Genomic DNA, 19,310 nt, shown 5'->3' with positions numbered 1-19,310 from the left:
GCTGTCGGCGCTTGATGAACGAATGCCGGCAGTCATGGCTTCTCGGCGGCCAGGCAGATCGCTCTGTGCAGGCTTGGATACGCGCAGGACTGCTTTGGATGATCGTCAAGGAAATCCGGTAGTACTCCTCGCAACGAGAGGCTTTGCGCTAATTTTCTGATCGCGGGTTGTCGCTTCCGAGGCTCAATGCCTCGCGACGCAGGATTTCATCCACCAGCGCCTTGAACTGGCGCGTCAGCAACTGGCGCACCACCGCTTTTCCGAGCAGCGGGGGGATGGTGAATGCGGGAACCAGGCGGCCGCTGTAGCTCAGGCGCACACGGCCGTCCGCCAGGGTTTCCAGGGTATAGCTGCCGTCCATCTGCTTGAGATTGCCGCCGACCGCGTGGGCGATGATGCGCTGTTGCGGCCATTCGTTCACGGCCAGCCGGATTTCGATGGCCTGGCGAAAGAACAGAAATCCCAGACTGCCTTTCTGTTCCACCAGCACCTGGTTGCCGTTGCGCTGCAGCACGCGAGAGCTGTGCATTCCCGGCACGAATTCGGCCAGATGCTCGTAATCTGAAATCACGCCCCAGGCAGTGGCCGGCCTGATCTGCATGATGGCCGAGGCGTTTACCACCACGGCGTCATCATGCTCGGCGGTCTCGATCTGCAGTTGCTGTGCCGACACCAGCGGGCCGCAGCAGATCAGCAGCAGCGCTGCGCTCGGGGCACGCCAGCTCCCTGGTCTCATGATCCGGATTCCCGCTTCATTGGGTCGGCGTGCACTTCGAAGCTCAGATCGAGCCGGTCCCGGACCTGGATGGCGCCGCCCAGGATGGAAAAAGGCGTGATACCGAAGTCTGACTGATCGATGCTCAGCGCTCCGCTGATACGGATAGCGCCTTGCTCCTTAACGATCCGGGCCGGAACGCTCAGGCCGCGCGTGACTCCGTGGACGGTGAGCTTCAAGACCAGTACGACCTCGCCGTCCGCATCCGGGGTGGTGCGCACCTGGACGCTTGCAAACGGATGGAGCTGGGTCTGCAGCACCTTGCTCAGCATATTGGCGCGGGTCCCCTCTATATCGGCGGCACTGGGCTGGGTGTCCAGGCCCGCTGCGGCACGCAGAGCGGGTTCGTCGACCGAGAGACTGTCCAGCGCCACATACAGGTCAGCCCGGCCCAACCGGGGCGCCACATAGCCCTGCAGCTGCCGGCTGCCAATCACGTGATCGTGCCCCAGGTTGGCCAGGGCGCCAGCGCGACGTACGGTGATGGATACCAGTGAACGCGAGGTGTCTACCTTCAGTACCTGCTGACCGCTGGCTGCGGCCTGCTCGTAGAAGGCTGCAGGAAAGTCGGCAGGCCTTGCCTGCGGGCTGGTGGGCGGCACGGCTTCCAGTCCCGGTTGGGAGCATCCCGCAATCAGGGTCACAAGGGCCATCAGAACCATCAGCACCATTAGGACCGCAATCTGCGGTTTGACGGCCTTCATGGCAGTTCGCGCAGCCGGGCGCGAAATTTCACTTTCACCTCGTCGCCCACGGCATCACTGCTCTGCCACTGTCCCGTGCCTATGCCGAAGAGGTTGCGGCGGGTAAGGAATTCCCCCTCGATTAGGCGCTGCTCGGGCTTCCAGCTGAACGGCAGCTCAAGCGGCTGCCGAACGCCTTTCAGCAGCAGCGTGCCGCGTGCCAGATGACGGTCAGTGCCCGGCGTGACGAGGATTTCGCGGGTATCGAAGACCGCCTCTGGGTAGCGGGCAAAGTCAAACCAGTCCATGCCGGCGATGGCCTGGTTGATGTCCTTGCTGTTCATATCGGCGCTGCTGACGCGAATGCGGACGTTCAGGAGACTGTCGGCAGCTTGCTGAGGGTCGAAATCAAAGCGAATGCTGAAGTCCTTGAATACCCCCGTCACCGGCGTCTTCTCGAAGGTTGCAGTGAACTCCAGCCGGTTATCGGGCCCTGGCTCGAGTTGCCAAGTGGCAGCATGAGCCGCCGTGGCGCAGAACGCCGCGAGCACGGCGAGGCAGCAAACGGTTTTTCGCATCTCGATAGGCCTCCGGCAAGCAGCGCTTTGCCGGGTCGGCCGCTGCTCTGCGAGGGATAATGCGCCATTCCGTCGCCTGTTGCACTGGTTGCAGCCAACGAGTTACCGCCTGTTGCTGCTGGCTTCAGGCCTTTTTCTCGCGCGGCACGCGACCCATGAGGTAGAACTCCGGATTGGGCAGCATGCCCGCAAAACTGGCCATGCGGTTGGACAGACCGAAGAAGGCGGTGATGGCCGCGATGTCCCAGATATCCTCGTCGTCAAAGCCGTGGGGATAGAGCGCTTCGTGATCGGCATCGTCGATGTCCTGGCTGTGCAGGCAGACCTTCATGGCAAAGTCCAGCATGGCTCGCTCGCGCGGGCTGATATCGGCCTTGCGGTAGTTGACGGCTATCTGATCGGCAATCAGCGGCTTTTTCTCGTGAATGCGCAAGATGGCGCCATGGGCCACCACGCAGAACAGGCACTGGTTGGCGGCACTGGTGGCCGTGACGATCATCTCGCGCTCGCCCTTGCTCAGGCTGCCTTCCTCCTTGAGCATCAGCGCATCGTGGTAGGCAAAAAAGGCCCGCCACTCGGCCGGACGGCGCGCAAAGGCCAGAAATACGTTGGGAATGAAGCCGGTTTTTTCCTGCACTTCGGCAATGCGCTGCCTGATGTCTTCCGGCAGGCTGTTCAGATCGGGAAAGGGGTAGCGATTCTTCATGGTGCTGGTCTCCTCTGGCTTTTCACTGATACCGACCAAGCATGGCATGGGTGAGCGCTCCAAAGCTGTCGTTTACGTTGCAGATACTGCTATAGAGCGCCTTATTGGTTTGAAGCACCTTCATATAGGGCGCAAGCAGTTATCAGAATTGAAGTGATTGTGTGGTGCTGGCACCGACCAGCAACCCACCCAGGCCCATGAGCACAAGGCCCAGACTGCGGTCCATCCAGGGGCGCACGGCCTGCATCCTGCGTTGCAGCACCGGGGTCGAGAAAAAGCAGGCGACCAGCGCAAACCACAGCACATGGGTCAGCGCGATGAAGAGTCCGTAGGCCAACTGGCTGGTCATGGGCACGGAAGGCCCGGCGATCTGCATGAACAGACTGATGATGAAGAGCGCGGTCTTGGGATTGAGTGCATTGGTCAGAAAGCCCAGCGCAAAAAGCGAGAGGCCGGCAGCATGGCCGGTTGCAGCGCCGCGGGCAGGCTTTGACGAACCTTCGCTGGCATGGCTGGCGCTGCGCCATAGACAAATTCCCAGCCAGGCCAGATAGGCTGCACCCGCATATCTGAGCAAGTCGAACAGCCAGGGCAGGCGCTGCAGGACCAGGCCCAGTCCCAGCAGGGTATAGGCGACATGGATCAGCACACCGCTGCCAATGCCCAGCGCTACCCAGAGACCTGCACGGCGCGATTCCATCAGACTGGTGCGGGTGACCAGGGCGAAGTCGGCGCCGGGGCTGATGACGGCAAGAGAGGTGACAAGAATCACGGTAGGCCAGGCGTTCATGCTATGTGTTTGATTGAGTTTAAATTGCTGTTTGTCCGATGGCTTTGTTGCAGGAAAATGGCATTCAGCGCTCTATGGGCCTGAACTCTAGGGCGGTCATAGCTTTTTGAATAACGATGATTTCTCAAGAAAATGGTGAATCTGGATCACAGATAGCCGCGGTCAGTCCACAGCGCATGCCGTCGCTGGTGGCCTTGCGCTGCTTTGAAGCCGCAGCACGGCTGGAGAGTTTCAGCCGCGCTGCCGACGAGCTGCACCTGACCCATGGCGCCATCAGCCGTGCGGTGCGTGCGGTGGAGCAGGAGCTGGGGGCGCCGCTGTTCGAGCGCCGCAATCGCCGCGTGTTTCTCAATGCCGCAGGCCGCTTGTTGTTCGATGGCGTGCATGCTGGGCTGGCGCAGATGGCGCGCGCGGCAGAAGCGGTGCGCCGGCAGGTGGTCGACAGGCCTTTGCTGCTGTCCTGCGAGCCCACGCTGCTCATGCGCTGGCTGATTCCGCGCTGGGGTGACTTTCAGGCTCGCTACCCGCAGCACATCGTGCATCTGGTCGCAGGCGGCGGTACCGTCGAATGGGCGCGCGGCATCGATCTGGCCATACGCCGCAACGACTTCGACTGGGGGCGCAACGTCCATGTACAGCCCTTGTGCGCAGAACGCATGGGGCCGGTCTGCCAGCCGGACCGGCTGGAGCAGTTCTTTGCCTCGAAGGCGGATGGCAGCCTGGAGCTGCGGGGTGGGGCGGCGCTGTTACACAGTAGGACGCGTCCCGGGGCCTGGGCGGATTGGTGTCAATCTGTGTCACTTCAGTGCCCGATGCAGGCGGGGCAAGCACAAACAGCCGGCGCTCTGGTGCTTGAGCATTTTTACTTGAGCCTGCAGGCCGCAGCAGCGGGCCTAGGTGTAGCCATGGGCCCGCAACTGCTGGTGGAGGACGATATCGCCGCCGGCCGGCTGGTGGCGCCGCTGGGCTTTGTGCCGGATGGCTCGCAATACTGTCTGCTGGCCCCGCAAGTCTGGGTCGCCGGTTCGGTGCAGCAGCTTCTGGCCGACTGGATAGCGCAGCAGATGAAGGACTGAACGCAGGCCTACGGGGGCATAGGGTTCCAGGCCCCGGCATGCTCGCTTCTTGCCTGACAATGCGCTCTGTTGAAAAGCAATGGATACGCGATGAGCAACGACGCACAAACCACCGACTGGGCTGCCTGGAGCCGTGAGGCCGTTGAAATGATGCAGGCCCGCAATGCCGAATGGCCTCGGCAGTTCGGCCTGGAGGGTAGCCCCAAGTACCGTTGGGATCTCGAACGTGCGCTGCTGGCACTGGAAGCTCCGCTGCATGAGGTGGTTGCCACGGTCTGCCTGGTGGGCACCAGCAGCGAGCAGGACGGCAGCTTTGTCTGGAGCTGGGCCAACGAAGCCATTCCCAGACAGCATGGCGAAGCACTGGAGGTCGTGCATGACTTCGGTCGCCAGAACCAGCTGGCACTGCTGACCACGGCCAGGATTCCCGGCGGCCGTCCCGAGGCCATGGAGTGCCTGTGCATTGCCGCCCGCCTGCAGCGCGCCGTGGGCACCTTCATCGACCAGCAGGGCGATGTGACCCTGTATTTCACCTTGCTGCACCTGCAGGTGGCGGCCGAGCAGCAACCGGTCAATTGAACGTTGCAGAAAAGATTGTTGACAGAAGGCGAGCGGGATCGCCTATAGACTGGCGCTCCGAAAAATCAGAAAAAGGTCCAACCCATGCAAACCATGCTTGCGCTGGCTGTGACCCTGTGGGTGCTCAGCGGCTGCGCGGTCTATGACGGCCGGTATTACGACGACGGCTACAAAAAGCCCCACCCCCATGGCTGTCCTCCGGGCCAGGCCAAAAAAGGCAATTGCTGATAAGGCTGCTGAAGAAACCCGCTCAGGCGGGTTTTTTTGCATCCTGTAGCTCGTCGGGCTTGAGCCAGCCAATGCGGCCCTGGCCGCTCTCATTGAGGGTGCTGACAAACTGGGCGGCATCGGCCTCGGGCATCTGTAGCGTGAAGCGCACCAGAGAGCCGTGATCGACCTCCAGTAACTCCGCGCCCGCTGTATCGGCCATGCGCCGCACCAGACCTTCCAGCGGATAGGGGGCCGTGCACTGCAAGGTCTGCATGCGTTGAATGGCGACTTTTTCGGCCTGCAGCAAGGCCTGTGCCACGGCATCGGTATAAGCGCGCACGAGTCCGCCGGCGCCGAGCTTGACGCCGCCAAAATAGCGCACCACGGTGGCCAGTACGCCTTCCAGATCCTGATGGCGCAGCACATCCAGCATGGGTCGGCCGGCCGTGCCGCTGGGCTCGCCGTCGTCCACGGCGGCCGATTGACCGCCTGCCAGCAGGGCCCAGCAGACATGGGCCGCGCCCGGATGCTCGCGCCAGAGTGCATCTACCACGGCCTGCGCGCTGGCCCGGTCCGTCATCGGCTGCACGCAGCCAATGAAGCGGCTTTTCTTGATGATGAGTTCACTGGAGGCGGAAGCACGAAGGGTCTGAGGCATAGCGGCGGCAGCATAACCGCAAAGTCGAGGCCGAGCAGCGTGGCCCGATGATGGCAGTTGTGACATATCCATGACACGACGACGCGGCCTGTGGGGATTGCTCGACAGTGTCCTTAAGCCAATTCCTACAGGAGCGGTCCACTTCGAGCCTTAAGCTTTGAACAAAGGAGGCCATCATGAACCATCCGCATCCAGAGTCCCTGAGCGAACATACTTTTGGCCGCGAACACTTCACGCCGCCTCCGCTGGCCCAGGAACTGACAGAGCCTCAGGCCCTGCAGGCTGCGGCTCCCGAAGACGAATGGGAGCTGCTGCAGCGCATACGCAATGTGGGCGAGTGGTAGGGCGCCAGAGCCCGACCGCGTTTTCTGCTTCAATTTCTGCCACAAGCCAGGCCGGCCGCTCCTGAAAGGGAGAGCCGGTTTTTCCTGTCCGCAGCCGCGCTGCAGCGGCGAGAATCGCGGTCTATGACTGCCTGCTTCGCGCCGTTTCCCGATTCCTCGCACTGGATGCTGCTGCCGGCTGCCGCGCAGGCAGCGCAGCTGCCCGTGGCTCTGGCCGATGTGACGGCCATGATGGAAAGGGTGGGGCGCAGCAGCAGCGACGCCGTGGCCGAGCAGATCCTGCAGCTGCTGGGGCGCCATGTGCCGCTGGCGCAGTGCACGATCTTCTCCTTCCAGGGCATGGCCAGGCCGCGCGTGGTGGGCATGGGCGACAGGGCGCGCACGGGGGTGCTGCCCATGATCTCTCAGGATTACAGCGAACGCTTCTATCCGCTCGACGGTTCGCAGCGCGTGATGCAGGCCGAGCTGGCACGCCTTGCCAAGGACCCGCATGCCAAGCCGCGCGTCTGGCTGCATCGCCAGGGCCCGCGCGATGTGCAGCATCCCGAATACCGTCATGTCTGCTATGAGTTGCCGCGCATTGCCGAGCGGCTGTCGTTGCTGATGCTGCAGGAAAACGCGCGCTGGCTTTCCGTGAACCTGTACCGCGGCGAGGAGCACGGTTGCTTCGACGCCTCAGCCATTGCCCGGATCGAGGCTTTCGCGCCGCTGGTCATGCAGGCCATGCGTCTGCATTACGCGGGGCAGACGCTGCAGGATGACCTGGTCGGGCTGGTGCTGGCGCGACTGGCAAGGCGTTTCGAGCAACTGACGCCGCGCGACCTCGATGTGGTGCGTGCGTTGGCCCAGGGTCTGGATGCCGATGCGCTGGCGCAGCGCCTAGGCATTACCGTCAGCAGTGCACGCACCTATGTCAAACGCGTCTGCGCCAAGCTGGGCGTGCAAGGGCAGCGCGAGCTGTTTGCGCTGCTGATGGAGCCTGCTGAAGCTGTCGATGGTCAACTATGATAGCTGCCATCGATTGATTAGAGAGGGATAGAGGCTGATTTCATTGAAATTTGACTTGGGATAGATGTTGTCTCCATCTGGTGACGTCGGCGGTGGGCTGCTTTTCTACACTGCATTGCAAACCAGACCGCAAAGGGGATGAACGCGCACCGGTTTGACCACGACAGCGCCCCCAGGAGACAAGAACATGCACCAGCCATTTGCCGAGCCACGCCGCTCCATCTACTACCAGTACCAGGTGCACCAGCCCTGGCTCGCCTCCCTGCATCCGGGCGAGCAAAACCACCCCATCGTCATCGTCGGCACCGGCCCCGTGGGCCTGACCACGGCGCTGGAGATTGCCCGCCACGGCCAGCGCTGCGTGGTGCTGGAGTCCGAGCTGCAGGTGTCCGAAGGCAGCCGTGCCATCGTGTTCACGCGCCGCTCCATGGAAATTCTGCAACAGGTGGGCGTGGCCCAGCGCGTGACGGAGACCGGATTGCCCTGGTGCTACGGCAACAGCATCTACCGCGGCCAGCGCGTGTTTCGCATGGAGAACGCGCGTGCTGACGACGACCGCTTCTTTCCCATGATCAATCTGCAGCAGCAGTACCTTGAGGAATATCTGGTCGATGCAGTGCAGGCCAACCCGCTGATCGAGCTGCGCTGGGGCAATCGCGTGAGCAAGGTCGAGCAAAAGGGCGAGCAGGCCTGGGTGGAAGTGGATACCCCTGAGGGCAGCTACGAGCTGCGGGCCGACTGGCTGGTGGCCTGCGACGGGGCGCGCTCCGGGATTCGCACGGCTATGAGTCTGCTGATGGAAGGCGCCTCCTACGAGGGCCGCTTTGTGATCGCCGACATCCGCATCGACCTGCCCCTGCCCACCGAGCGCCTCGCATTCTTCGATCCCACATGGAACCCGGGCAACACCATCCTCATGCACCGCGAGCCGCATGGCATCTGGCGTGTGGACTACCAGCTGCCTGCTGGCGAAGATCCCGAGGATGCGCTCAGGCCCGAGTCGCTGAAGGCGCGCATCGATGCGCAGCTGGAGATGATCGGCTTTGGCGGCACGCCCTGGGAGATGGACTGGAGCTCTGTCTACTCGGCCCGCGCGCTGACCCTGCCCGACTATGTGCATGGCCGCGTGATCTTTGCGGGCGACGCCGCCCATATGCTGCCCATCTTCGGCGTGCGCGGCGCCAACACCGGTTTTCAGGATGCCCAGGGCCTGGGCTGGCGTCTGGCACTCGTCGCCAAGGGGGCGGCCAGTGCCGCGCTGCTGCAAAGCTACAGTAGCGAGCGCGTGGGTGCGGCCCGCGAGATAGTGGAGGAGGCCGGCAAGAGCACGCGTTTCATGGCGCCGCCGAGCCGTGGCTTCAGGCTGCTGCGCGATGCCGTGCTGTCCCTGTCGCTGAGTCAGCCCTTTGTCGGCCCGCTCTACCACTGGCGCACCTCGCGCCCGCATGAGTACGGCGGCTCGCCGCTCAACAGCATGGGCGACGACAATCTGCTGTTCAAGGCCGGCCCCGCCCACGGCGCGCCGCCTCTGAACGTACGCTTTGCGCCGGACAGCTATCTGCTCGACCATCTGGGTGGCGGCTTCGATCTGCTGTATTTCACGAACGGCAAGGCGATTCCTGCCGAACTGCAAGCGGTCGTGGCCGGGATCAGGGCTCGCGGAATCGGCGTGCGCCTGATTGCCGTCAGCAGCCAGGTCGCCAGCGCGATACAGGGTGCCGATCTGGTGCTCGACGACAGCGAAGGCCGTTGCCGCGCACGCTATGGCGTGATGGCCGATGGCGCTGCCTATCTGCTGCGTCCCGATCAACATGTCTGTGCGCGCTGGATGGCGCTGGATGCCAATCGCCTGCAAGCCGCATTCAAGGCAGCCTTGCCTGCCTGAGGAGAGATTCAAATGACGCAAACCACTCTTGATATCGCTGGTCTGGAGACCGTGTACGACCAGTTGGCTGTCGCCATTGATGCCGTGGGCGCGGACAAGTCCGAGCTGCTGCTGGTCAAGCTGGCGCTGTTGGCTGCCAACCGGCTGGGTGACGCCGGCCAGTTCGGCGAGCTGATTGCCGCAGCCCAGCGCGATCTGTAAGCCAGCGGCCTGTTTCCGATCCGATTGCAGCCCGCCAAGGCCCGGTCCTGGCGGGCTGTTTGCATGGGGCTCTTGAATTTCATAGCGAGAGTGCTTTGTCTGGCAAAGGCTTTGCGTGGATTTTCTGAAAGTCGATACGGCTTGATATCTGACAAGCCCGAGCCCCGGAATCGGGGCAGACTGCAAGGGTCGCCACTGTCGGAGGATGGGTTCATGAGATTGCGTTCCAGCACCTTGCTGCTAGCTGCCACCTTGAACCTGTACGGATGGACCGCGGCTCCGGCCCTGGCCAGATCGGCTGCCGAATGGCTGGCCCTGACCGGCGCCGTGCAGATCGGCCTGACCCAGGCCGTCGAGAAGGCCCAGGCCGTCGTTTCCGGAAACGCGATAGACGCCGAGCTGGAAGAGGGCAAGAAAGGCGCCGCTCCTTATTACGCGGTCACCCTGGTATCGCCCGCGAACGAGGAAATCAGGCTGCGTGTGAATGCCAGCACCGGCGATGCCGCCGTGGAGAAGAACAAGGGGCGGGCCGAAGCCAAGCATGTCAAGCGCCTGGCCGATACCCGGATCACGCTGGCGCAGGCGGTCGATGCCGCTGTTGCCTCCCTGCCGGGCAAGCCGCTGGAGGCCCAGCTGGATTCGGACTGGGGCAGGACCAGCTACAAGGTCAAGTTGCTGCGAGCCGACCAGACGGTCATGAAGCTCCGGCTGGATCCGGTCACCGGTGCCGTCACGGGCCAGGAAAAGGATTGAGGCAGCGTGGCTGCGGGATTGTGGTGCTATGAAGAAGTGAGTATCTAGCGCTTGTCAATCAAAGGTTTAAGATACGTTAAGCATTGAATTTCAATGATCGCAAGCGCTGGCTGCTATGAAGTTCAGAGTTTCAGCCCTGTTTCCGCAAGACCTTGCTCGTGCAAGGCCGAGGGCGGAAAAGTACACTGACGGGTTCTTTCTCCGCATAGGCCATGAGGCCATATAAAGCCCATCCACATGAACGCCCCGGTTGATGTTTCCTTTTTCCATCGCGATGCCAAGCCGCTGACCAGCTACAAGCCGTACTGGGCCAAGCGCTTCGGCCCGGCGCCGTTCCTGCCCATGAGTCGTGCGGAGATGGATCAGCTCGGCTGGGACAGCTGCGACATCATTCTGGTCACGGGCGATGCCTATGTGGATCACCCGAGCTTCGGCATGGCCGTCATCGGCCGCGTGCTGGAGGCGCAGGGCTTTCGCGTGGGCATCATCGCCCAGCCCGACTGGACCAGCGCCGAGGCCTTCAAGGCCCTGGGCAAGCCCAATCTGTTCTGGGGCGTGACGGCCGGCAACATGGATTCGATGATCAACCGTTACACGGCTGATCGCAAGATCCGCAGCGATGATGCCTACACCCCCGGCGATGTGGCCGGCAAGCGCCCCGATCGCGCAGCCATCGTCTACAGCCAGCGCTGCCGCGAAGCCTATAAGGATGTGCCCATCGTGCTGGGCGGCATCGAAGGTTCGCTGCGTCGCATTGCCCACTACGACTACTGGAGTGACAAGGTGCGTCGCTCCATCGTGGTGGACAGCAAATGCGACATCCTGCTCTACGGCAATGCCGAACGTGCCCTGGTCGAAGTGGCGCACCGCATCGCGGCGCGCGAGCCGGTGGAGCAGATCACCGATGTGCGCGGTACTTCGTTCTTTCGCCGCGCTTCGGAGGAAGGCTGGTTCGAGGTTGACTCCACCACGGTGGACGAGCCCGGCGAAGTCGAGCCCCATATCAACCCCTATATGACGACCAGCGAGCAGGCCGAGGCTCAGGGCCAGACCTGCTCCAAGGAAGATGCCGCGAAATCGGAAGCGGACGGCCCCAATGACGGCGCATCGGTAGCCAAGGTCCAGCCCATCCAGTTCGTGCCCAATCTCTCGCTGCGCAGCAAGTCCAAGCTGCCCCCGCGCGAGCGCACCGTGCTGCGCCTGCCCAGCTACGAAGAGGTCAAGAGCGATCCGATTCTGTACGCCCATGCCAATCGCGTTCTGCACCTGGAGACCAACCCCGGCAATGCCCGTGCACTGGTCCAGGCCCATGGCGATGGAGCCACGGCGCGCGATGTGTGGATGAACCCGCCGCCCATTCCTCTGACCACGGCCGAGATGGACTGGGTTTTCGGTCTACCCTACGCCCGCAGCCCTCATCCCGTCTATGCCGACGAAAGCGGCAGCCATGAGGGTGCAACCAAGATTCCGGCCTGGGAGATGATTCGCACCTCGGTGAACATCATGCGCGGCTGCTTCGGCGGCTGCACCTTCTGCTCCATTACCGAGCACGAGGGCCGCATCATCCAGAGCCGCTCGGAAGACTCCATCATCCAGGAGCTTGAGGAGATCCGCGACAAGGTCAAGGGCTTTACCGGCACCATCTCCGACCTGGGCGGGCCCACGGCCAATATGTACCGCCTGGGCTGCAAGAGCCCGCAGATCGAGGCCGCCTGCCGCAAGCCCAGCTGTGTCTTCCCCGGCATCTGTCAGAACCTGCATACCGACCACGGGCCGCTGATCAAGATCTACCGTCGCGCGCGCAAGTTGCCTGGCATCAAGAAGATCCTGATCGGCTCGGGTCTGCGCTACGACCTGGCCGTGAAGTCGCCCGAGTACGTCAAGGAACTGGTCCAGCACCATGTGGGCGGCTATCTGAAGATCGCGCCCGAGCACACCGAGCAAGGCCCGCTGACCAAGATGATGAAGCCGGGCATCGGCAGCTATGACAAGTTCAAGCAGCTGTTCGAGAAGTTCAGCGAAGAGGCCGGCAAGAAGCAGTTCCTGATTCCCTATTTCATCGCCGCCCACCCGGGCACCAGCGATGAAGACATGATGAATCTGGCCATCTGGCTCAAGAAGAACGGCTTCCGCGCCGACCAGGTGCAGACCTTCTATCCCAGCCCCATGGCCACGGCCACGGCCATGTACCACAGCGGCCGCAATACGCTGACCAAGGTGCGCCGGCAGATGCGCGACGAGGACGAGGAGCGCGTGGACATCGTGCGCGGTGAAAAGCGCCGCCGTCTGCACAAGGCTTTTCTGCGCTATCACGACCCCAACAACTGGCCGCTGCTGCGCGAGGCGCTCAAGACCATGGGACGTGCCGATCTGATCGGCAACGGCAAGCAGCATCTGATTCCGACCTTCCAGCCTCTGGTCGACGGCAGCTATCAGAGTGCCCGCAAGAAGAACAGCACCTCGTCCAAGAGCGGTGGCGGTATCGGCTACACCACCAACAAGGATGGCAAGGCCGTGGCCGTGCGTCGTCGCCAGGATGATGCAGGCCTTGAGCCCAAGGGGGATGTGCGCTTTCGCAGCAGCCAGCCCCAACCCGGCAAGCTGCTGACCCAGCACACGGGTCTGCCTCCGCGTGCCGGTGTGACGGGCAAGGCAAGGCCTGGAGCCAGGCCGGCGAAGCCTGCGGGTCAGGCTTCGCGCAAGCCGCGCTGATGGCAGCAGCCTGAGTGCCGACTAGAAAAGGAAACGACGCCTCAGGCGTCGTTTTTTTGTTGCTGGCGTGCGCTGCTTTCAGCTCATGGCCAATGCTCCGCACCACTGGGGCAATTGGTTTTCCTGCGTGGCAGCAAAGTATTCGCTGGTCATGGGCTTGGGGCGGGCGATGGCGTAGCCCTGGACATAGTCCACGCCCATGCTCATGAGTTCCTCGGCGATCTCGCGGCTTTCGACGAACTCGGCAACCGTTTTTTTGCCCAGGGTCTGGCCGATGCGATTGATCATCTCCACCATGGCGTGATCGCCCTTGTCCTTGAGCATGTCGCGCACAAAGCCGCCATCGATCTTGAGGTAGTCGACAGGCAGCTGCTTCAGATAGGTCAGCGACGACATGCCGACACCGAAATCATCGAGGGCAAATCGGCAGCCCAGGGCGCGCAGCGACTGAATCAGTCGCGTGGCATTGCTGAGGTTGCCGATCGCGCTGGTTTCGGTGATTTCAAAGCACAGCTTCTGCGCTGCAATTCCGTGCAACTGCAGCTGCTCCTTCACGAACTCCAGCAGCCCGTCGTCGTCGAGGCTTGGGCCGGAGAGATTGATGGCGCAGGTTTCCACGAGCTTGGCGTGTCCTGGCTGCTGGGCAAGCGTCTGCAGAGCCTTGGAGATCACCCAGCGATCTATCGAGGGCATCAGGCCGTAGCGCTCCGCGGCGGGGATGAAATGGCCGGGCGCCAGGATCTGGCCGTTCTCGTCGCGCAGGCGCAGCAGGACTTCGAAGTGCATGCCGCCATGCTTGCCGCTCTTGTTGTGCTGCTGCAGCGGCGCAATGCTCTGGGCATACAGGCAAAAGCGCTCTTCGTCCAAGGCGGTGCGGATGCGCGTGGCCCATTCCATCTCGCTGACATAGCGGCTGTAGATTCCATCCTCGGCCTTGTAGAAAAAGACCTTGTTGCGCCCACGCTCCTTGGCCTGGTAGCAGGCCATATCGACCATGCGCAGCAGATCGGAAGCATTCACCGCATCGCCGGGAACATGCACGGCGCCGATGGAAAAGCCGGTGCGCAATATCTTCTCTCCCCAGGTGGTCTGCAATTGCTGGGCCGCCAGGCGCAGCTTCTCGGCAATGCTCGCCACATTGGATGGCGGGCAGTTCTCCAGCAGCACGGCAAACTCGTCGCCGCCCATGCGTGCCAGGCAATCGGTTTCGCGCAGATTGGCCTGCAGCATGCGCGAGACTTCGCACAGCACCTCGTCGCCGGCGGCATGGCCGCTGGTTTCGTTGATGAGCTTGAACTGGTCCAGGTCGATGTAGAGCAGGGCATAGGGCTTGACCTGATGCAGGCCCTGGGTCAGCATTTTTTGCAGGCGCCGCTCGAATTCGCCGCGGTTTTCCAGCCCCGTCAGCGTGTCGTGGCGCGCGTTCCAGGAGATCTGATCCATGTATTGCTGCTCGCGCGATACATCGCGCAGCACGAAGACGGCGCCCGATGTCTGGCCCTCGCGCTGCATGGCGGAGCCCAGCACCTTGACCGGCACGATGCTGTGGTCGGTGCGGCGCACCCAGTGCGTTTGCTCGTCACGCACGACGGTGCTTTCCTTGGTTTCGCTGACCAGTTGGGCGAGCAGGCCTTCACTGGTGATGGACGCGTCCATGGTGTAGAACTGCAGCACCTGCTTGATGGGCTTGTCCAGATAGTTGTGCTTTTGCAGACCCAACAAGCCGATGGCGGCCGGGTTGACGTAGTTGATCAGACCCTTGGCATTGGTCGTGATGACCGCATCGCTGAGCGCTGCGAGCGTGGTTTCCGCGCGCTCTTTCTCGCTGTTCAGGCCTTCCTGAACCTGCTCTCGCAGCAGGACCAGCCGCCAGGTGTTCCAGACCCACAGGCTCACCAGTCCGATGGCCAGGGCTCCGTTGAGCGCGAGCAGCAGCCAGACGATGTTGCGCGAGCTTTGGCCCAGAGAGTCGCTGAAGGCTCGGGTCAGGGCCGTCACGCCCTGGTTGATCAGGTCGATCTCGCGCTTCCAGGTGGCAATGTTTTCGCGGCTGATATTGCCCACTTCGTAGCCGCGCCGAATTTCCTGGGCCAGTGTGTCCAGCTGATTCAGATATTCGTCGCCCAGCTTCCAGTAGGCCACAGGCTCCTGCACCCAGCTGAAGTAGCGGAATGTGCGCAGCAGCCAGATCAGGGAGCTGACGTCGTCGGGGTGGTTCTGGCCTTGTTCTATGCCTTTGCGCGCCAGGTCCAGGCGCAGGGGCTTGTCGTAGAGGGCGATGCGTGCCTCGGCATCGCCACGGGGCACCTGCAGGGCCCGCTGGTAGTGGGCGAAGTCCACCGGGTTGCCTTCGTCGGCATAGCGGGACAGCGAGTAGATCGCATCCTTCTGGGCCTTGGACCAGAGGCTTTCTCCGTTGACGAAGGCGCGCACGGCCGAGAGCAGGTACAGGCTGCAGCTGGCACTGAGCAGCAGAATCAGTGCCAGGAGCGCAAAAGCCCAGACACGTTGCAGCAATTGTTGAGACTTCAGTGCGGGGCTCAAAGATGCCTTCATGACGCCTCATCCAGTAAATAGACTGTAGAAACATGGGCTCAGGCATCCAGAAGGCGCACGGGTACGAAACAGCCAGCAGGCGCCATGCCCGTTGGCGATCAGAACTCCGTCGCGATGCCCGCTCTCATGCTCGACCTTTCACAGCATTGCGTAGGAGATATGTCAGGTCACACGCAATTTGTATTCATTGGTAATTTTTGGCCTGCAGACGTGAGCGTGGCGTCAGACAACTTCCTCTGTCCCTCGAAGACAGAGCGGTGATTTTTGTGAGAAAGTGGGTAGCCAGTCTGGCAGTTTCAGAGCAGGTCTATGCAGTGCACTTGCTGCTGTTCGAGCACTCCGGCCCTGCGGTCGGCAAAGAAGCGCTCCAGGGTGAGCTTGACGGTGCGAAACGCGATTTCTTCCCAAGGGATGTCGGCCTCGTCAAACAACTGGGCCTCCATGGTCTCGGGGCCAGGGTAGAACTGGGTGCTCCTGAGGCGGGCCAGGTAGAAGAGGTGGATCTGTCCCACCTGGGGCACGTTGATGAGGCTGAACAGCCTGCCCAGCTCTATGTCGGCTCCGGCTTCCTCGTCGGTTTCGCGCTGGGCTCCGCGGCTGGTGGTCTCGGCCAGTTCCATGAAGCCCGCGGGCAGCGTCCACTTGCCGCGGCGCGGCTCGATATTGCGCTTGCACAGCAGCACGCGCCCGTCATCCATAACGGGCAGGGTGCCGACCACATTGAGCGGGTTTTCATAGTGGATGGTGTGGCAGGCCGGGCAAACGGCACGCTCGCGCGTGTCCCCATCGTCAGGAACGCGGTAGGTGACTGCGGTGCCGCATTCGCGGCAGAACTTGATGGGGCTGCGAAAAATCATTCCGCAACTATAAGCAAATCAGGCTGCAAGCGCAGGCGCAACATGTGCAAATAGCTATGAAAAAGGGAGCCACACCCTGGTGCAGATGTGACTCCCCTGGAGGCTGACTGGCGCTAAATGCTTGTGCGCCAAGGGTTTTCAGACAATCTGGATCTTGATGGCCTCGAGTCCGGTGATGGCGCCTTCCAGCACATCGCCCTTGACCACGGCGGCCACGCCCTCGGGAGTGCCGGTCATGATCAGGTCGCCGGGCTGCAGCTCCCAGGCGCTGGACAGATGTTCGATGGTCTCGGCGATGTTCCAGATCAGCTTGTGGATGTGGCTGCGCTGGCGATAGTCGCCATTGACCTGCAGCGAAATCTCGGCGTTGACGATGTCGCCCGCTTGATCGGCCGGCGTGATGGGGCCGATGGGCGCCGATTGCTCGAAAGCCTTGCCGATGCACCAGGGGCGGCCCTGCTTTTTCATCTCGTTTTGCAGGTCGCGGCGCGTCATGTCCAGGCCCACGGCATAGCCGTAGATGTACTGCAGTGCGTCGGCGGCCTTGATGTTCTTGCCGGCCTTGCCGATGGCGACGACCAGCTCGATCTCGTGGTGCAGGTTCTGGGTCAGCGTGGGATAGGCCACCTGGCCGGTGCTGCCGGCTTCCAGCGCCACGGTCGCGTCCGCGGGCTTCATGAAGAAGAACGGTGGCTCGCGGCCGGTGAAGCCCATTTCCTTGGCGTGATCCTCATAGTTGCGGCCCACGCAGTAGATGCGGTGAATGGGAAAGCGCTCGCCACGGCCCACAACAGGCAGGCTGGCAACAGCAGGGGGGTTGAACACGTAACTCATGAGGTCCTCGGCAGGAACAGGCGCTGAAATCAGCAATGGTTGATGTGGCAAGCAGTGTGCCACGGTGCGGGCACGCCGAAGGCGCGGCGCACGACGGCTTTTACGTATTCCGGACCTAGGGAAAATGCCAGTCTGCGTGGCTCGCGCTATGCTGGCGGCATCATGAAGCTGCATACCTATTTCCGCTCCTCCGCCTCTTATCGCGTGCGCATTGCGCTGCAACTCAAGGGCCTGCCCTATGACTCCGTGCCCGTGCATCTGGTGCGCGGCGAGCAAAAGGCTGCGGCCTATGCCTCCCATGTCGGCGACGCCCTGGTGCCCACACTGGTGACGGACGAGGGGCTCTGGCTCACGCAGTCCATGGCCATCATCGAATATCTCGATGAGACCCATGCTCAAACACCATTGCTACCTGCAGATGCACTGGGCCGTGCCCATGTGCGGGCATTGGCGCAGATGGTGGCCTGTGAAATCCATCCGCTCAACAATCTGCGTGTGCTCAAGTATCTGGTACACCAAATGGGCGTTGGCGACGAAGCCAAGAATGGCTGGTATGTGCACTGGGTACGCTCCGGTCTCGAAGCCTTCGAGCGTCAGCTGGCGCTGCTGGATGCTGAACGCAAGGCCGCGGGGCTGGCGCCGTCGACGTTTTGCTGGGGTGACACGCCCACGCTGGCTGAATGCTGCTTGGTGCCGCAGATCTACAACGCCCAGCGCTTCAATGTGAATCTTGATGCGTTGCCGCGCCTGATGGGCGTGGTCGAGCGTTGCAACGCCTTGCCGGCTTTCCAGCAGGCCCATCCTTCGGCCTGTCCGGATGCGGAGTGAAGAGGGCGCCATGAGCGAGAACTACAGGCCGGGTCTGCCAAACTCCTGGCCCGATTCCTGGCTGGTTCCCGATTGGCCGGCCTTGCCCGGCGTGCATGCGCTTTGTACCTCGCGCGAGGGCGGCGTCAGTCAGGCCCCCTGGGGCAGCTTGAATCTGGGCGACCATGTGAGCGACGACCCCGTTCATGTGCGCCGCAACCGTGAACTGTTCAATGCGGCGTTGCGGGCCCGCACGCCTGGTGCCTGTACGGCGTTTTTGCGGCAGGTGCATGGTGTGGGCGTGCTGGCGCTGGATGCAGGCAATGTGGCCGAATCCAACGGTGCGGCCTTTGATGCCTGTGTGAGCGACGAGGCAGGCGTGGTCTGCACCATCATGGTGGCGGACTGCCTGCCCGTATTGCTGGCCCATGATTCGGGGTTGGTCGTGGGTGCAGCCCATGCCGGCTGGCGCGGTCTGGCCGGCATGCCGCCCGGCAGAAAGCCGTCCGACGAGCCCTTGCCCGGCGGTGTGCTGGAGACACTTTTCGAGGCTTTCTGCCGCAAGGTGCAGATGCAGCCATCGCTTTCGGGTGCCGAAACAGAGCGCTCCCGGATTGCCGCGCACACCCAGGCCTGGTTGGGCCCTTGCATAGGCCCCGATTCCTTCGAGGTGGGGGCAGAGGTGCGCGATATTTTTGTGGCCCATGACCCTGATGCTGCGCGGCATTTTGTGCCGGTAGCGGGCAGCGAGGGCAAATATCTTGCCGATCTGGCGCAACTGGCACGCCAGAGGCTTGCTGCTTTGGGCATTGCTGCAATCTTCGGCAACGATGGCAGCCGGCCCTGGTGCACGGTCAGCAATGCATCACGTTTCTTCTCGCACCGACGCGATGCCGCCCGCCTGAGCAGCAGCGGTCGGCTGGCTGCCTGCATCTGGCGCGACGCTTGAATCGGGGCCGGGCGGCATGTGTCCTGCAGCTAGTGCTTCCTGCTCCTGTCGGGCTTTGAGGCGGCGCTTTCTGGCCGGCGTGCCCAGTATGTAGAGCAGGATGGAAAGTGGCAGCAGACCATAGAGAACAAAGGTGAAAAATGCACCCAGCAGGGTGCCGCCGGGGCTTGCAGCCTCGGCGATCGTCATCATCACGACAACGTACATCCAGGCGATGGCTATGAGGTACATGGTGTCTATCTTAAGAGCCGCCATGCATGTCGGCAGCACTGTGTTTTGTGTCAAAACAGCTTCATAACGGCGAAATGACGCAGCTTCTTGTCGGAACCGAGTGGCACATAGGTGACAA

Annotated in this window: 21 protein-coding genes; 11 read left to right on the top strand and 10 right to left on the bottom strand. The window is 62.4% G+C overall.

Annotated elements, in window-relative coordinates; translation table 11 throughout:
* Positions 1-148: 148 nt before the first annotated feature.
* The 5 genes from F3J24_RS01610 to F3J24_RS01590 all read right to left on the bottom strand — a co-directional run bounded on the left by F3J24_RS01610 (position 149) and on the right by F3J24_RS01590 (position 3,532).
* On the bottom strand, positions 149-736 hold the full coding sequence (locus F3J24_RS01610; protein ID WP_167002162.1) for an SRPBCC family protein: 588 nt from the start codon (positions 734-736) through the stop codon (positions 149-151).
* Entirely contained in the window at positions 733-1,479 is a 747-nt protein-coding gene (locus F3J24_RS01605; RefSeq protein WP_167002161.1) for a YceI family protein, read from the bottom strand. Before F3J24_RS01605 ends, F3J24_RS01610 begins: the two co-directional genes overlap by 4 nt.
* Positions 1,476-2,036: a YceI family protein gene (locus tag F3J24_RS01600; RefSeq protein WP_167002160.1), complete on the bottom strand. Its 561-nt coding sequence runs from the start codon at positions 2,034-2,036 to the stop codon at positions 1,476-1,478. The genes F3J24_RS01605 and F3J24_RS01600 overlap by 4 nt, the downstream gene beginning before the upstream one ends.
* A gap of 124 nt (positions 2,037-2,160) precedes the next feature.
* Positions 2,161-2,742, bottom strand: coding sequence for a peroxidase-related enzyme (locus F3J24_RS01595; RefSeq protein WP_043373130.1), 582 nt, complete (start codon positions 2,740-2,742; stop codon positions 2,161-2,163).
* Between the two features lie 142 nt (positions 2,743-2,884).
* On the bottom strand, positions 2,885-3,532 hold the full coding sequence (locus F3J24_RS01590) for a LysE family translocator (RefSeq protein WP_167002159.1): 648 nt from the start codon (positions 3,530-3,532) through the stop codon (positions 2,885-2,887).
* A 116-nt stretch (positions 3,533-3,648) separates the two neighbouring features.
* Between F3J24_RS01590 and F3J24_RS01585 the strand changes: the two genes are divergently transcribed.
* The 3 genes from F3J24_RS01585 to F3J24_RS01575 all read left to right on the top strand — a co-directional run bounded on the left by F3J24_RS01585 (position 3,649) and on the right by F3J24_RS01575 (position 5,415).
* Positions 3,649-4,608 (top strand): LysR substrate-binding domain-containing protein, encoded by a 960-nt coding sequence (locus F3J24_RS01585; protein WP_370527700.1) that lies wholly within the window; start codon positions 3,649-3,651, stop codon positions 4,606-4,608.
* A gap of 90 nt (positions 4,609-4,698) precedes the next feature.
* Positions 4,699-5,187 (top strand): DUF6882 domain-containing protein, encoded by a 489-nt coding sequence (locus F3J24_RS01580; RefSeq protein WP_167002158.1) that lies wholly within the window; start codon positions 4,699-4,701, stop codon positions 5,185-5,187.
* A gap of 84 nt (positions 5,188-5,271) precedes the next feature.
* Positions 5,272-5,415 carry a hypothetical protein gene (locus tag F3J24_RS01575; RefSeq protein ID WP_167002156.1) on the top strand — a complete coding sequence of 48 codons (144 nt, stop codon included), beginning with the start codon at positions 5,272-5,274 and terminating at the stop codon, positions 5,413-5,415.
* 22 nt (positions 5,416-5,437) lie between these two features.
* Here F3J24_RS01575 and F3J24_RS01570 read toward each other — a convergent pair whose 3' ends face one another.
* Positions 5,438-6,055, bottom strand: coding sequence for a YigZ family protein (locus tag F3J24_RS01570; protein WP_167002154.1), 618 nt, complete (start codon positions 6,053-6,055; stop codon positions 5,438-5,440).
* A 176-nt stretch (positions 6,056-6,231) separates the two neighbouring features.
* Between F3J24_RS01570 and F3J24_RS01565 the strand changes: the two genes are divergently transcribed.
* The 6 genes from F3J24_RS01565 (at position 6,232) to F3J24_RS01540 (ending at position 12,958) form a co-directional block, all read left to right on the top strand.
* Positions 6,232-6,399 (top strand): hypothetical protein, encoded by a 168-nt coding sequence (locus F3J24_RS01565; RefSeq protein WP_167002152.1) that lies wholly within the window; start codon positions 6,232-6,234, stop codon positions 6,397-6,399.
* A 123-nt stretch (positions 6,400-6,522) separates the two neighbouring features.
* The gene (locus tag F3J24_RS01560; protein WP_167002150.1) at positions 6,523-7,407 is read left to right on the top strand and encodes a helix-turn-helix transcriptional regulator; all 885 of its coding nucleotides are present in this window, start codon (positions 6,523-6,525) and stop codon (positions 7,405-7,407) included.
* Between the two features lie 187 nt (positions 7,408-7,594).
* Positions 7,595-9,292: an FAD-dependent monooxygenase gene (locus F3J24_RS01555; RefSeq protein WP_167002148.1), complete on the top strand. Its 1,698-nt coding sequence runs from the start codon at positions 7,595-7,597 to the stop codon at positions 9,290-9,292.
* Positions 9,293-9,304: 12 nt separating this feature from the next.
* Positions 9,305-9,493 (top strand): DUF2783 domain-containing protein, encoded by a 189-nt coding sequence (locus F3J24_RS01550; protein ID WP_167002146.1) that lies wholly within the window; start codon positions 9,305-9,307, stop codon positions 9,491-9,493.
* A gap of 213 nt (positions 9,494-9,706) precedes the next feature.
* A complete protein-coding gene (locus tag F3J24_RS01545) occupies positions 9,707-10,246 on the top strand; it encodes a PepSY domain-containing protein (protein WP_167002144.1) in 540 nt (179 codons plus the stop codon).
* Between the two features lie 237 nt (positions 10,247-10,483).
* Positions 10,484-12,958 (top strand): YgiQ family radical SAM protein, encoded by a 2,475-nt coding sequence (locus F3J24_RS01540; RefSeq protein ID WP_167002142.1) that lies wholly within the window; start codon positions 10,484-10,486, stop codon positions 12,956-12,958.
* A 78-nt stretch (positions 12,959-13,036) separates the two neighbouring features.
* Here the strand turns inward: F3J24_RS01540 and F3J24_RS01535 are convergent, their stop codons facing one another.
* The 3 genes from F3J24_RS01535 to F3J24_RS01525 all read right to left on the bottom strand — a co-directional run bounded on the left by F3J24_RS01535 (position 13,037) and on the right by F3J24_RS01525 (position 17,205).
* Positions 13,037-15,514: a bifunctional diguanylate cyclase/phosphodiesterase gene (locus F3J24_RS01535; RefSeq protein ID WP_167002140.1), complete on the bottom strand. Its 2,478-nt coding sequence runs from the start codon at positions 15,512-15,514 to the stop codon at positions 13,037-13,039.
* Positions 15,515-15,810: 296 nt separating this feature from the next.
* Positions 15,811-16,371 (bottom strand): NUDIX hydrolase, encoded by a 561-nt coding sequence (locus tag F3J24_RS01530; RefSeq protein ID WP_167002138.1) that lies wholly within the window; start codon positions 16,369-16,371, stop codon positions 15,811-15,813.
* A gap of 138 nt (positions 16,372-16,509) precedes the next feature.
* Positions 16,510-17,205 (bottom strand): fumarylacetoacetate hydrolase family protein, encoded by a 696-nt coding sequence (locus tag F3J24_RS01525; protein WP_167002136.1) that lies wholly within the window; start codon positions 17,203-17,205, stop codon positions 16,510-16,512.
* Between the two features lie 162 nt (positions 17,206-17,367).
* Here F3J24_RS01525 and maiA point away from each other — a divergent pair, with 162 nt between their 5' ends.
* Both maiA and F3J24_RS01515 read left to right on the top strand, forming a co-directional pair.
* On the top strand, positions 17,368-18,033 hold the full coding sequence (gene maiA, locus F3J24_RS01520) for a maleylacetoacetate isomerase (RefSeq protein WP_167002134.1): 666 nt from the start codon (positions 17,368-17,370) through the stop codon (positions 18,031-18,033).
* 10 nt (positions 18,034-18,043) lie between these two features.
* The gene (locus F3J24_RS01515; RefSeq protein WP_167002132.1) at positions 18,044-18,961 is read left to right on the top strand and encodes a polyphenol oxidase family protein; all 918 of its coding nucleotides are present in this window, start codon (positions 18,044-18,046) and stop codon (positions 18,959-18,961) included.
* On the opposite strand, the gene F3J24_RS01510 is transcribed toward F3J24_RS01515, so the two are convergent.
* Positions 18,878-19,192, bottom strand: a complete 315-nt coding sequence (locus tag F3J24_RS01510) for a hypothetical protein (RefSeq protein ID WP_167002129.1) — start codon at positions 19,190-19,192, stop codon at positions 18,878-18,880. The genes F3J24_RS01515 and F3J24_RS01510 overlap by 84 nt on opposite strands.
* Between the last annotated feature and the right edge of the window lie 118 nt (positions 19,193-19,310).

The sequence above is a fragment of the Comamonas sp. Tr-654 genome, assembly GCF_011752915.1.
In the GTDB taxonomy this organism is placed as follows: Bacteria; Pseudomonadota; Gammaproteobacteria; order Burkholderiales; family Burkholderiaceae_C; genus Comamonas.
This window is presented reverse-complemented; position numbering and strand designations above follow the sequence as displayed.

Coding starts and splice junctions, on each gene's coding strand:
- F3J24_RS01610 (WP_167002162.1), bottom strand. CDS start 736: ATGAGACCAGGGAGCTGGCGTGCCCCGAGCGCAGCGCTGCTGCTGATC.
- F3J24_RS01605 (WP_167002161.1), bottom strand. CDS start 1,479: ATGAAGGCCGTCAAACCGCAGATTGCGGTCCTAATGGTGCTGATGGTT.
- F3J24_RS01600 (WP_167002160.1), bottom strand. CDS start 2,036: ATGCGAAAAACCGTTTGCTGCCTCGCCGTGCTCGCGGCGTTCTGCGCC.
- F3J24_RS01595 (WP_043373130.1), bottom strand. CDS start 2,742: ATGAAGAATCGCTACCCCTTTCCCGATCTGAACAGCCTGCCGGAAGAC.
- F3J24_RS01590 (WP_167002159.1), bottom strand. CDS start 3,532: ATGAACGCCTGGCCTACCGTGATTCTTGTCACCTCTCTTGCCGTCATC.
- F3J24_RS01585 (WP_370527700.1), top strand. CDS start 3,649: ATGATTTCTCAAGAAAATGGTGAATCTGGATCACAGATAGCCGCGGTC.
- F3J24_RS01580 (WP_167002158.1), top strand. CDS start 4,699: ATGAGCAACGACGCACAAACCACCGACTGGGCTGCCTGGAGCCGTGAG.
- F3J24_RS01575 (WP_167002156.1), top strand. CDS start 5,272: ATGCAAACCATGCTTGCGCTGGCTGTGACCCTGTGGGTGCTCAGCGGC.
- F3J24_RS01570 (WP_167002154.1), bottom strand. CDS start 6,055: ATGCCTCAGACCCTTCGTGCTTCCGCCTCCAGTGAACTCATCATCAAG.
- F3J24_RS01565 (WP_167002152.1), top strand. CDS start 6,232: ATGAACCATCCGCATCCAGAGTCCCTGAGCGAACATACTTTTGGCCGC.
- F3J24_RS01560 (WP_167002150.1), top strand. CDS start 6,523: ATGACTGCCTGCTTCGCGCCGTTTCCCGATTCCTCGCACTGGATGCTG.
- F3J24_RS01555 (WP_167002148.1), top strand. CDS start 7,595: ATGCACCAGCCATTTGCCGAGCCACGCCGCTCCATCTACTACCAGTAC.
- F3J24_RS01550 (WP_167002146.1), top strand. CDS start 9,305: ATGACGCAAACCACTCTTGATATCGCTGGTCTGGAGACCGTGTACGAC.
- F3J24_RS01545 (WP_167002144.1), top strand. CDS start 9,707: ATGAGATTGCGTTCCAGCACCTTGCTGCTAGCTGCCACCTTGAACCTG.
- F3J24_RS01540 (WP_167002142.1), top strand. CDS start 10,484: ATGAACGCCCCGGTTGATGTTTCCTTTTTCCATCGCGATGCCAAGCCG.
- F3J24_RS01535 (WP_167002140.1), bottom strand. CDS start 15,514: ATGAAGGCATCTTTGAGCCCCGCACTGAAGTCTCAACAATTGCTGCAA.
- F3J24_RS01530 (WP_167002138.1), bottom strand. CDS start 16,371: ATGATTTTTCGCAGCCCCATCAAGTTCTGCCGCGAATGCGGCACCGCA.
- F3J24_RS01525 (WP_167002136.1), bottom strand. CDS start 17,205: ATGAGTTACGTGTTCAACCCCCCTGCTGTTGCCAGCCTGCCTGTTGTG.
- maiA (WP_167002134.1), top strand. CDS start 17,368: ATGAAGCTGCATACCTATTTCCGCTCCTCCGCCTCTTATCGCGTGCGC.
- F3J24_RS01515 (WP_167002132.1), top strand. CDS start 18,044: ATGAGCGAGAACTACAGGCCGGGTCTGCCAAACTCCTGGCCCGATTCC.
- F3J24_RS01510 (WP_167002129.1), bottom strand. CDS start 19,192: ATGTACCTCATAGCCATCGCCTGGATGTACGTTGTCGTGATGATGACG.